Below are 12,146 nucleotides of genomic sequence, written 5' to 3'. Positions count from 1 at the left end.
TCGAGCGCGCGCATGATGGGCGGCGTGCAGCGCCGCCCGGCAGGGCGCCGCGATGGTTTTTTCTGCTGTCTTTTTCTTCGGTTCACGATCTAATCAGGAGCCCTGTGTGTCTATTCGAGTCGCGCTGAACCACGTCACGCATTACCGCTACGATCGCCTGGCCGGGCTGTCGCCGCAGGTCGTCCGGCTACGGCCCGCGCCGCACTGCCGCACGCCGATCATTTCCTATTCGATGCGCGTCGAGCCGGAGCAGCACTTCATCAACTGGCAGCAGGACGCGTTCGCCAATTATCAGGCGCGGCTCGTGATTCCCGAGAAGACGCGCGAGTTCAAGGTGACGGTGGACCTCGTCGCCGAGATGGCGGTCTACAACCCGTTCGATTTCTTCCTGGAGCCGGACGCCGAGAAGTTTCCGTTCGTCTACTCGGACGATCTCGCTCACGAGCTCGCGCCGTATCGCATCAAGCGCGAGCCGACGCCGCGCTTTGCGCAGTTCCTCGCGAGCATCGACCGCACGCCGAAAAAAACCATCGATTTCCTGGTCGAGCTGAACCAGCGGCTGCAGCACGACATCAGCTATCTGATCCGGATGGAGCCCGGTGTGCAGACGCCGGAAGAGACGCTTACGCTCGGCTCGGGCTCGTGCCGCGACACCGGGTGGCTGCTCGTCGAGACGCTGCGGCAGCTTGGGCTTGCGGCGCGCTTCGTGTCCGGCTATCTGCTGCAGCTCGCGCCCGATACGAAGTCGCTCGACGGCCCGAGCGGCACCGAAGTCGATTTCACCGACCTGCACGCGTGGTGCGAGGTCTACCTGCCGGGCGCGGGCTGGATCGGCCTCGATCCGACCTCGGGGCTGCTGGCAGGCGAGGGGCATATTCCCGTCGCCTGCACGCCGGAGCCGGGCAGCGCCGCGCCGATCTCGGGCGCGGTCGACGACTGCGAGGTGGACTTCTCGCACGTGATGTCGATCATGCGCGTGCTCGAGACGCCGCGCGTGACGAAACCCTACAGCGAAGAGGACTGGGCCGAGATCGTGAAGGTGGGCACCCACGTGGACGCGCAGCTCGTGGAGCAGGACGTGCGTCTGACGATGGGCGGCGAGCCGACCTTCGTCGCGGTGCGCGACCGCGACGCGCCCGAGTGGAACACGGACGCGCTCGGCCCGACCAAGCGCGGCTACGCGGTCTCGCTGATGAGCAAGCTGCGCGAGCGCTACGGCACGAACGGTTTTTTGCATACCGGGCAGGGCAAGTGGTATCCCGGCGAGCAGTTGCCGCGCTGGGCCATGTCGCTCTACTGGCGCGCCGACGGCGAGCCGTGCTGGCACGATCCGTCGCTCTTCGCGGACGAGCGCGACCCGGGCGTCTACACGTCGGCCGATGCCGAGCGCTTCATCCGCCACGTCGCGGTGAAGTTGCAGGTCGACGCGAAGCACGTACTGCCGGGCTATGAGGACGTCTGGTACTACCTGTGGCGCGAGCGCCGCCTGCCGGTGAACGTCGATCCGTTCGATTCGCGGCTCGACGACGAGATGGAGCGCGTGCGGCTGCGCCGCGTGTTCGGCGCGGGGCTCTCGGCGGTGACGGGCTACGTGCTGCCGCTCGATCGCGAGAACGGCGGGCCGGCGCTCGCGGGCCCGCGCTGGGTCAGCGGGCCGTGGTTCTTCCGCGACGAGCGGATGTACCTGTTCCCCGGCGATTCGCCGATGGGCTACCGCCTGCCGCTCGATTCGCTGCCGTGGGTGTCGAAGGGCGACTATCCGTACCTGCACGAGCACGATCCGTTCGCGCCGCCGTCGCCGCTGCGCTCGGCCGCAGAATTGCGTATGCAGTATGCGGTGGACGGTATACCGAATGCCAAATCGGGAATCGCGGGACAGGGCGGCGAGGGCGCCCATGCGCGCTCAGGAGACATCGCCGCTGCGGCAGGCCACGGCGAGAGCCCGGCATCCGCTTCCCAACGCGTCCCCGCGCGCGGCGAATCGGCGGCGTGGATCCGGCGCACGGCGCTGTGCGTCGAAGCCCGCGATCCGGCGCGCGCGGCCGGCCCGAAAGTCGAGGCCGACGCTTTTGGCCGCGGCCGTCAGCTGCTGCACGTTTTCATGCCGCCGCTCGCCGAACTCGACGACTATCTCGACCTGCTCGCGGCCGTCGAGTCCACCGCCGCCGAGCTCAAGATGAAGGTCGTGATCGAAGGCTATCCGCCGCCCCGTGACCCGCGCCTGAAGGTGCTGCAGGTGACGCCGGACCCGGGCGTGATCGAGGTGAACATCCATCCGGCCTCGAACTGGGACGAGCTCGTCGATCACACGGAATACCTCTATCAGGCCGCGCACGAGTCGTATCTGTCGACCGAGAAGTTCATGCTCGACGGCCGCCACTGCGGCACCGGCGGCGGCAATCACTTCGTGCTGGGCGGCGCGACGCCGGCCGACAGCCCGTTCCTGCGCCGTCCCGACCTTCTCGCGAGCCTGATCGCGTATTGGCACAACCATCCGTCGCTGTCGTACCTGTTCTCGGGGCTCTTCATCGGGCCGACGAGCCAGGCGCCGCGCGTCGACGAGGCGCGCAACGACCAGGTCTACGAGCTCGAGATCGCATTCCGCGAGTTGCAGCACCAGCTCGACCTGCTCGGCGGCATCGACGGCATCGGCAACGGCAATGGCAGCCAGATCCCGCCGTGGCTCATCGACCGCACGCTGCGCAACATCCTGATCGACGTGACCGGCAACACGCACCGCGCCGAGTTCTGCATCGACAAGCTGTACTCTCCCGATGGCCCCACCGGCCGCCTGGGCCTCCTGGAGCTGCGAGGCTTCGAAATGCCGCCGCACGCTCGCATGAGCCTCGTGCAGCAGCTGCTGCTGCGCGCGCTCGTCGCGCGCTTCTGGCGCACGCCGTACACGACGCGCCTCACGCGCTGGGGCACGGAGCTGCACGACCGCTTCCTGATCGGCACCTTCGTCCAGATGGATTTCGACGACGTGCTCGCCGACCTGAACGAAGCCGGCTTCGCGTTCGAGCGCCACTGGTTCGCGCCGCACTTCGAGTTCCGCTTCCCGCTCGTCGGCGAACTGCACACGGGCGGCATCTCGCTGACCGTGCGCAACGCGCTGGAGCCGTGGCACGTAATGGGCGAGGAGGGCTCGGCGGGCACCACGGTGCGCTACGTCGATTCGTCGGTCGAGCGGCTCGAGGTGCGCGTGCTCGGCCTGAACGACAACCGCCACGTCGTGACCGTCAACGGCGCGCCGCTGCCGCTGCAGCCGACCGGGCGCGTGAGCGAGCACGTGGCGGGCGTGAGGTTCCGCGCGTGGGCGCAGTCGTCGGCGCTGCATCCGACGATCGGCGTGCACGCGCCGCTCACGTTCGACCTCGTCGACACCTGGACTGGACGCTCGCTCGGCGGATGCCAGTATCATGTCGCTCATCCTGGCGGTCGCAATTATCAGACGTTTCCGGTCAACGCCTATGAGGCGGAGAGCCGGCGGCGCGCGCGCTTCTTCACGATTGGCCATACGCCTGGCCCACTCGACGTGAAGGTGTCCGAGCGCACGCTGGAGTTTCCGTTCACGCTCGATTTGCGTCATCGTTGATTGGAAACGGCCTCGACCGAGGGAGACCGGCCGCCAAGCTTTTGAACGACTCGAACCAATACGACCTTGTCTTTCCAAACGACCTTGCCGTTCGACGCCACGACGCTCCATGCGGACGCCGTGGCGCGTCTGCGCGCGCTGCCGGCGCGCGAGGGGCGCTGGGACGAACTGCGCGACGCGTTGGGGCTGCTGCGCGAGCCCTGGCGGCAATTCTTCGAACTGCTCGGCGACGACGGCGTCGCCGGGCTCGACCAGGCGCGCGCCTCGCTCGCGCAACAGGTCCGCGACAACGACATCAGCTACAACGTCTACGCCGACAAGGGCGAACCGCGTCCGTGGTCGCTCGACCTGCTGCCGTATCTGATCGACGACGGCGAATGGGCAGAGATCGAGCGCGGCGTCGCGCAGCGCGCGCATCTGCTCAATGCGATCGTCGCCGACATCTACGGCCCGCAGACACTGCTCGCGCACGGCCTTCTGCCGCCCGCGCTGGTGTTCGGCCACCCCGGCTACCTGCGCGCCGTGAAGGGCTTCACGCCGCCGGGCGGGCGCTATCTGCAGATCGTCGCAGTCGACCTCGTGCGCGCGCCCGACGGCGTGTGGACGGTGATGTCGCATCGCACCGAGGCGCCTTCGGGCCTCGGCTACGCGCTCGAAAACCGGCTGATCGTCTCGAGCCTGTTCGCCGAGCCGTTCCGCGAGATGCGCGCTAGCCGGCTCGCCGCGACCTACTCGCAGCTGATCGCGACGCTCGCCGACGATGCCCGCTCGACGATGCGCGGCGGCGAGCCCGGCGAGTCGCCGCACATCGTGCTGCTCACGCCCGGCCCGTTCAGCGAGACCTACTTCGAGCACGCGTTCCTCGCGCGCTACCTGGGCATGACGCTCGTCGAAGGCAAAGACCTGACGGTGCGCGACGACAAGCTCTACCTGAAGACCTTCGCCGGCCTGGAGCGCGTGCATGCGGTGCTGCGGCGCCTCGACGATTCGTTCTGCGATCCCGTCGAGCTGCGCGCCGATTCGACGATCGGCGTGCCGGGCCTGCTGCAGGTGATGCGCGCGGGCAACGTCATGGTGTCGAATGTGCCGGGCGCGGGCTTTGCCGAATCCGCGGCGCTGCACGGCTTCATGCCGGGCATCGCGAAGGCGTTGCTGAACGAGCCGCTTGCGCTGCCGAGCGTGGCGACCTGGTGGTGCGGCGAGGACGCGGCGCGTGAAGCTGCGTTCGCGCAACTCGACGAGGCGTTTCTCCTGCCGACCTGGCCTGCGGGGCAGGGGGGCGGCGCGCCCGGCATGGCGCAGGGGCGGCAGCGGCTTGCCGCGTGGCGCGAGCGCATCGATCTTGCGCCCGACGCCTACACGATCCAAACCCCGCTGCCGTATTCGCATACGCCGCGCTACGAGGAGGGCACGCTCTCGGGGCGGCCCGCCGTGGTGCGCGTCTACGCGATCGCCGATTCCGTCGGCGGCTGGCACGTGATGCCCGGCGGCTTCACGCGTCTGGCCGCGGAGCGGCAGTCGAGCGTGTCGATGCAGTTCGGCGGCAGCAGCGTCGATACCTGGGTGCTGTCGAGCGAGCCGAGCTCGACGCTCACGCTCCTGCCGCAGCCGATTGCGCCGGGCGACCTCGCGCGCAAGCATCGCCGGATCGTGTCGAGCCGCGCGGCGGAAAACCTTTTCTGGTCGGGCCGCTACGGCGAGCGCGCGGAGAACGGCGTGCGCCTGTGCCGCCTGATCCTCGGTTCGCTCGAGAGCAATGACGACGAAGCGATGCTCGAGACGCTCGTCGATCTCGCGTCACGCTTCGGCCTGCTCCCCGACGACGACGAGCCCGAGAAGCTCACGCCGAACGCGTTCGAGCGCGCGCTCATTGCGGGCCTTGGCGAGCACACCCACGCGGCGAGTATCGGCAATAGTCTCGCCAGCCAGGCGCGCGCGGGCGGCGAGGTGCGCGCGCGCTTGTCGAACGATCACTGGCGCACGATCCTAGCGGCGCGCAACGATTTTCGCGACGCGCTCTCCCGCTTCACGCATGCGGGCAACGGCGCCCGCTACGATCGCGTCGCGCTGATGGACGCGCTCGAGCACCTTGCGACGCAGCTCTCGGCGATCAGCGGCGCGCAGGGCGACCGCATGACCCGCGACGAAGCATGGCGGCTGCTGTTCGCCGGACGGCACATCGAGCGCGTCTGGGCGATGTCGACGTTCGTGCGCGTGGTCGCCACGCACGGACGGCTCGCGCGGCCGGAGAGTTTCGAGCTGCTGCTTCAGCTCTTCGACAGCACGCTCACCTATCGATCGCTCTATCCCGGGCGCTTCGAAGTGCCTGCGCTGCTCGATCTGATCGTTGTCGACACAACCAACCCGCGCGGGCTTTATGGTGTCTATTCGCGGCTGTGCAAGAAGCTCGACGAGATCGCGGCAGCGGCGGGCAGCACGTGGCGCCTGCCGTTCGCCGAGCTGATGCCGGGCGTCGAGACGCTGCCGCCACTCGAGCGCCTGTGCGCGACCGATGCGAACGGCGCCTACGCCGAGCTGTGCGATGTCTGCGACCAGATCGGCATGTACGTCGCGGCGGCATCGAACGAGATCAGCGCCCGCTACTTCAGCCACGCCAATACGTTTGCAGCACAGGTGTCGTCATGATCGCCCACCGTACCGTGCTGTCGGTCCTGCACCGCACGACTTACCGCTATTCCACCTACGTCGAGACGGCCCAGCATCTCGCGACGATCCGGCCGCTGTCGTGCGCGTGGCAGCACGTGATGTCGCACGAAGAGAAGATCGAGCCGAAGCCGTCGTACCAGACGAGCCGCCTCGACGCTTTCGGCAACGACGTCCTCTATTTTTCGCTCGACGCCCCGCACGACAGCCTGCACATGACGAGCGAGACGATGGTGCACTTGCTGCCGCGCTGGGCGTCGCTGGACCCCGGGAAGACACCCGCCTGGGAGGAAGTCGCCGAACGTCTGCGCTATCGCGTGGGCGCGCCGTTTCATCCGGAGGCGGAGTTTTGCTTTGCGTCGCCGAACATCCAGCCGCGTCCCGAATGGCGCGCCTATGCGCTGCCGAGCTTCGCGCCGGGCACGCCCGTGGTGGCCGGCGCGATCGACCTGATGCACCGCATCCACGCGGACTTCGAGTATCAGCCCGCCGCGACCGCCTTCGATACGCCGGCTTCGCGCGCGTTCGAATTGCGCCGCGGCGTGTGCCAGGATTTCGCGCAGGTGATGATCGGTTGCCTGCGCTCGCTGGGTTTGCCGGCGCGCTACGTGAGCGGCTATCTGCGCAACGATCCCGCGCCGGGGCAGCCGAGGCTGATCGGCGCGGATGCGTCGCATGCGTGGGTGTCGGTGTTCTGCCCGGAGAGCGGGTGGGTCGATCTCGATCCGACCAATGACGTGCTCGCCGATCTCGATCACGTGACGCTCGCGGCGGGGCGCGATTACAGCGACGTGTCGCTGCTGCGCGGGATGATTCTCGGCGGCGGGCAGCATCAGGTCGAGGTGGGGGTGACGGTGTTGGCGATCTGAGCCGGCGGGGGAGGCGGCCATGCCTCCCCGCCGCCTTCACCCCGCGACGGACATCGAATACCGGAGCGTCATCCTCGGCCACGCCGGCCGTCTTGGTACGGACACGTCGGCGAGCGTGTAGTGAAATTCGCGCAAGGTCCGTTCGATGGACGACTCGATTTCCTGCTCGGCGCCGCGGTAGCGGAAGCGTCCCAGGATGTCGTCGTAGCCGCCCTTGCCATTGAATACATGGTTGCGCTTCGGCACGACCGCGCCGTACAGCGCCGGAATGCCGGCCGGCACATCGCTTCGCACCAGCCGGCAGCCGACCGGCTCGGGCAACATCAGGAAGCCGCCGCGCACGTGTGTCGACCCGCTGAACATTGGCGCTCGCGGCGCCGGAGCGCGGTTTGACGATCACCGGAAAGCTCAACGCATCGAGCGCGCGCCCAAGGTCCGGGCTATCGAGTTCGACGAAGCGTGGCGCTCTTACGCTGGCCGCGGCCACCGCGCGCTTCATCACGGTCTTGTCGCGGAATCGCGCAACCGCGTCAGGACGGTCGCCCGGGATGCGCTTTCCGCGGCGTCTGCTGATGGCGGAGCGCGTGGCGGATGGATGCGGGAAACGTGAGAGGCGCGGCGGGCGGGCTGAAAACGTGCGCCGCCGGAAAGATGACAGCGGCGCCGTCAGGCGGGCGGGCAAGCGTGCAGCCGGGGAGCGGGCGAGCCGCCCCCGTCACGCCGAAGGGCTTTCCTGCATGCTCGCGAGCGCGAAGTTGAAGGGGGCGATCGCCGTTTCGCTCGGGGCGCCGATGGCGCGCAGGTGCTTGCTGCGGATGTTCAGATAGTCGCCGAGCGCATGGAGCGCGGAAGGCACGCGCTGCAGGTGTTCGTCGCCGCTCATCATCTGCTGGTCGGTCATCAGCGCGGCGAGCAGCTCCAGCGCATCCGCGACGGCTTCCAGATCTCTTAGGCCGAGTGCGAACTCGGTGGTGTCGACCAGCGTGTAGTCGCTCGCAAACGAGGCATTTTCCATGGTCGCATGCTCCGCTCTATTGATCGGCTGTGGACAGATGGAAGGGCGGCCGGAGCGTCCGGCGCGCGGCGCTCGTCATGCGTTGCCGTCCAGGGCGCCCAGGCCGTCGAGGCGCTCGTCCGGATCGACATCAACGAAAACATGGGAAGGCATCGAGCGGTCAGGTCACCGCGTGGCCATCTCACCGGCCCGCGTCCTCGCTCGGCAGCGGAGAATTCCGCCTATTTCTGCACCGCTGCCCCGATACTCGCGGCAACGACGCACAGCGTCCCTCCGATCTGCAGCGCACTCATCGGCTGGCCGAGCACGATGAAGCCGATCACTGCCGCGATCGCGGGCTCGGCGCTCATCAAGGGCATTCCGCTCGCGACCTGGCAGCACCCGCTCAACTGGGTGGGTGGCTTGGCGGCGGAAGTAGGGAGGGACGATCCTGTTCTGCCGATCGTCGCATTCGGCGGGACGTGTCCGTGGCAGGAGAAGTTGTTCGCGGCTCTGCGGCTCGCGGGGATTCCCTGGCGTGTCGTGTGCACCAGCACGAGCCTGTCGGCGATACAGGCGGCGGTCGAGGCGGAGCTTGGCATCGCGGTGCTGCCCGAGTGGACCATCCGGCGCGCCACGATGCGCACGCTCGATCCGCACGCGAGTGGCCTGCCGCAGCCGCCGCTCGCCGATTTCGGGCTGTTCAGCCTAGGCGGGGCGAACGACGTGACGTCGGCTGTCCAGACGCTGCAACGCTTCTTGTTCCATGCCCTGCGGCTGGGCTCCGCCGACGAGCCTGCTTCGGGCGACGTCCCGGCGGTGCAGTCCGAGCGGACGCATGAGGCCGCGGCGCCGTTGCCCCCTGTCGCGATCGGACGCTAGCGCGTCAGCCACATCGCGCCGGCTCCCAATAGCCCGCCGCACACCGCGCACGCCCACAAGAGCACGCGCGTGCGCCGGTATTCGCTCTGCAGCTCACGCGCCCACGCGGCCGTATCGAAGTGCGAGCGATGCCGGTCGTGATGCTGTTGCAGCCGCCGCATCACGAGCTGCGGCAGTCGCGGCACGATATGCGCGAGATGCGGCAGCTCTTGTGAGAGGCGCTTGATCCAGCCGCGATGGTCGAGATCCTTGCGTGCGATCTCGCCGAGCGCCTCCTTGGCGAGGTTCCACGTATCGACGCCCGGATGCAGCGTCCGCGCCAGCGTTTCGGCTTGTGCGAGCGACTTCTGCGCAGCGACGAGACGCGGCGAGACGTTGCCGTCGAATGCGTGCGCCGCGCCGAGCAGATGCTGCAGCAGGCCGCTTGCGGAGCGCTCGTGCGTCTGAACCGCGAAGTGCGCCTCGCTGCGCCTGCGCAATTCCGCTTCGAGTATTTCAGTGCGGGTCGTGTGCGGAACGTGGCCCGCATCGCGATGCATTTCGGCAAGCCGTCCGTAGTCCTGCTCGAAGAGCGCCGTCGCGCCATGCACGAAAAATTCGCGCTCGGGCGCGGATAGGCTCGACATGATCGAGAAGTCCGCGAGCACGAGGCGGCCGAGCGTGGCCGGCTCGACGCTCACGCGCACGCGACGCGCGTCGAGCGCCGCATGAAAGAAGCCGTGTTCGAACGCCTGCTGCGCGATCACTTCGACGATATGCGCCGCCAGCCGCGCGACGTTGACGCGGTGCGCGTGCAGTCCGTCGATATCGGTGATGGCGAGCGTATCGATGCGCTCGGTGACGAGGGTGCTCGCGGTGACGAGATCCCATACGATGTCGGGCACGACGATCCGCGCATCGCCTTCGAAGTGGCGGCCCGTCTGCGAGAGATTCGCCGCTTCGGTGCGCGGGTCGAAGCGGCGCAGCACGTCGGCGGCGAACGATTCGGCGAGCGCGTGCAAGCGCAGCTTGCGTGCCGCGCCCGAGAACGCCTCGGCGAGCCGCGCGGCCCAGCAGAGGAGCGCGGCCTCGTCGCCGATCTGCTGCACCTGCTTCATGCGCAGGAGCTTGATCGTCACGTCGATGTGACCATTGTCCGGTTTCCGCAGGCGGGCGGCATGGCTTTGCTCGGCAAAGCCGCTTTGCACGGGAACGAGATCGATCGAAGTGAACAGTTCGGCGAGCGGATGGCCAAACGCGGCCTTCAGAGCGTGCTCGGTGTCGGCGGGAGAGAGCGGCGCCTCGAGATGGCTGACGGCATCGATGGCGTCGTGCAGCGTGCGGGTGGCGAGCTCGGGATGTTCGCTGAGGCTTTCGGCAAACGCGCTCGCCAGCGGACCGAGCTGGGGCAGCGCGCGATGCAGGCTCGCGCGCGCGCCATCGGATGCGTGCATGTCTTTGACGAGGGTCGCGAACCAGTGCAGCTTGTGGTCTTGCGGCGCCGCGAGCCAGATCAGGCGCGCGCCGTACCGCAGCAAGCAAAACAGCAGCAACAGCCGACGAAACAAGGTACGCATGAACAGAGGGGCTGGGCGACTTGGGCGGGCAGGTCGCCTAGGTTAGCAGGGATGCACAGCAAAGGGGAGCGGGCGCATCGCGGGCGTACCGGATGTAAGCTGCAGTCCTGCCGAATGTAAGGGTTGTCTTACGGCCTAAAGCATTGCCGCGTAATACAATACGCGCGCCCCCTTTTGATCCCACGCGCCGTTTGCAGGCCGCTTTTCGCAATGCTCGCAGAACAACGACATCAATACATCCTGTCGCAATTGACGAAGACCGGCGCGCTGTCGGTGGCCGAACTCGTACAGGCGCTCAACGTTTCGCGCGAGACCGTTCGCCGCGATCTCAACGCGCTCGCCGAGCGCGGCCTCATCATGACGACGCACGGCGGCGCGCTCGCCGCGGACCGGCGCGAGCCGAGCCTGGAGGCGCGCGAAGCCGCCAACGCCGCCGCCAAGCGCGCGATCGGGGCGCGCGCGGCCGAACTGGTGCCGGACGGCGCATCGCTGATCGTCGATTCCGGCACGACGACGCACGCCGTGGCGCGCGCGCTCGCGGATCGCCATCAGCTCACGGTCTATACCAACGACTGGCGCATCGCGCAGGTGCTCGCGCGCCGCAACGGCAACCGCGTGACGCTGCTCGGCGGCGAGCTCTCGGACGACGAGGACGCCACGTTCGGGCTCGATACGGTGCAGCAGCTCGCGCAATATCACGTCGACTTCTCGTTCGTCGGCGCGGGCGGCATTACCGCCGACGCGCACCTGACCGACTACACGCGGATGGCGGCGGAAGTGCGCAGCCGGATGATCGCGTCGGCGAGCGTCGCGGTGATCGTCGCCGATCATTCGAAGTTCGGCCGCGTGACGCCGGTGCGCGTCAACGGTTTCGAAAACGTTCGCTATCTGGTGACAGAGCTCGCGCCGGACAAGGCGCTGCGCAAGGCGCTCGCGGCGCGCGGGCCGGAGTTGCTGATCGCCTGATTGGTCGGGATCGCGACGTTGGCGATCGACGTGTCGAGCACGTTCATGAACGTGGCGAGGCCCCGCGAACGGCGTGCTGCGAAGCGAAAAAGAATACGCGCTTTACGCGGTGTCTGCCGATGGCGGAACGCGTGGCGGATGGATGCAGGAAACGCGAGGGGCGGGCTGGGAGCGTGCGTCGCCGGGAAGGTGACGGTGGACGCGGGCAGGGCGGGCAAGCGTGCGGGCGGGGCGCGGGCGGGCCGCACCCCCCTCACGCCGAAGGGCTTTCCTGCACGCTCGCGCGAGCGTAGCTGTAGGTGGAGATCGCCGTTTCGCCCGGGGCGCCGACGGAGCGCAGATGCTTGCTGCGGATGTTCAGATAATCGCCCAGCGCATGCAGCGCCGACGGCACGCGCCGCAGGTGTTCGTCGTCGATCGCCGGCTGGTCGTTCATCAGCGAGGCGAGCAGCTCCAACGCATCCGCAACGGCTTCCATATCCCTCAGGCCGAGTGCGAACTCGGCGGTGTCGACCAACGTGTAGTCACTCGTAAAGGCGGCATTTTCCATGATCGATTGCTCCGCTCGATTGATAGGCTGGACAGTAAGGAGGGGCCGGAGCGTCCGGCCCGCGGCGCTC

Annotated in this window: 9 protein-coding genes; 5 read left to right on the top strand and 4 right to left on the bottom strand. The window is 68.1% G+C overall.

The window, feature by feature from the left end; translation table 11 throughout:
- Positions 1 to 106: 106 nt before the first annotated feature.
- The 3 genes from FAZ69_RS12930 (at position 107) to FAZ69_RS12920 (ending at position 7,128) form a co-directional block, all read left to right on the top strand.
- Positions 107 to 3,595, top strand: a complete 3,489-nt coding sequence (locus tag FAZ69_RS12930; protein ID WP_136895025.1) for a transglutaminase family protein — start codon at positions 107 to 109, stop codon at positions 3,593 to 3,595.
- 66 nt (positions 3,596 to 3,661) lie between these two features.
- Complete coding sequence (locus tag FAZ69_RS12925) at positions 3,662 to 6,241, top strand: circularly permuted type 2 ATP-grasp protein (protein WP_136895023.1); 2,580 nt, start codon at positions 3,662 to 3,664, stop codon at positions 6,239 to 6,241.
- Positions 6,238 to 7,128 carry a transglutaminase family protein gene (locus FAZ69_RS12920; protein ID WP_136895021.1) on the top strand — a complete coding sequence of 297 codons (891 nt, stop codon included), beginning with the start codon at positions 6,238 to 6,240 and terminating at the stop codon, positions 7,126 to 7,128. The genes FAZ69_RS12925 and FAZ69_RS12920 overlap by 4 nt, the downstream gene beginning before the upstream one ends.
- A gap of 36 nt (positions 7,129 to 7,164) precedes the next feature.
- On the opposite strand, the gene FAZ69_RS33585 is transcribed toward FAZ69_RS12920, so the two are convergent.
- Entirely contained in the window at positions 7,165 to 7,491 is a 327-nt protein-coding gene (locus FAZ69_RS33585) for a hypothetical protein (RefSeq protein ID WP_206171195.1), read from the bottom strand.
- A gap of 352 nt (positions 7,492 to 7,843) precedes the next feature.
- Complete coding sequence (locus FAZ69_RS12910; RefSeq protein WP_136895019.1) at positions 7,844 to 8,143, bottom strand: hypothetical protein; 300 nt, start codon at positions 8,141 to 8,143, stop codon at positions 7,844 to 7,846.
- A 309-nt stretch (positions 8,144 to 8,452) separates the two neighbouring features.
- Between FAZ69_RS12910 and FAZ69_RS33855 the strand changes: the two genes are divergently transcribed.
- Complete coding sequence (locus FAZ69_RS33855; protein ID WP_240702211.1) at positions 8,453 to 9,004, top strand: LysR substrate-binding domain-containing protein; 552 nt, start codon at positions 8,453 to 8,455, stop codon at positions 9,002 to 9,004.
- Here the strand turns inward: FAZ69_RS33855 and FAZ69_RS12900 are convergent.
- Positions 9,001 to 10,560, bottom strand: a complete 1,560-nt coding sequence (locus FAZ69_RS12900; RefSeq protein ID WP_136895016.1) for an ABC1 kinase family protein — start codon at positions 10,558 to 10,560, stop codon at positions 9,001 to 9,003. The genes FAZ69_RS33855 and FAZ69_RS12900 overlap by 4 nt on opposite strands.
- A gap of 210 nt (positions 10,561 to 10,770) precedes the next feature.
- On the opposite strand from FAZ69_RS12900, the gene FAZ69_RS12895 reads away from it, so the two are divergent.
- Complete coding sequence (locus tag FAZ69_RS12895; protein WP_136895014.1) at positions 10,771 to 11,526, top strand: DeoR/GlpR family DNA-binding transcription regulator; 756 nt, start codon at positions 10,771 to 10,773, stop codon at positions 11,524 to 11,526.
- A gap of 253 nt (positions 11,527 to 11,779) precedes the next feature.
- Here the strand turns inward: FAZ69_RS12895 and FAZ69_RS12890 are convergent, their stop codons facing one another.
- The gene (locus FAZ69_RS12890; RefSeq protein ID WP_136895012.1) at positions 11,780 to 12,076 is read right to left on the bottom strand and encodes a hypothetical protein; all 297 of its coding nucleotides are present in this window, start codon (positions 12,074 to 12,076) and stop codon (positions 11,780 to 11,782) included.
- Positions 12,077 to 12,146: the final 70 nt, after the last annotated feature.

Origin of the sequence: Trinickia terrae (assembly GCF_005144415.1) — a bacterium.
Taxonomy (GTDB): domain Bacteria; phylum Pseudomonadota; class Gammaproteobacteria; order Burkholderiales; family Burkholderiaceae; genus Trinickia_A; species Trinickia_A terrae.
The sequence above is the reverse complement of the archived record's forward strand: the minus strand, read 5'-3'. Positions and strand labels throughout refer to the sequence as shown.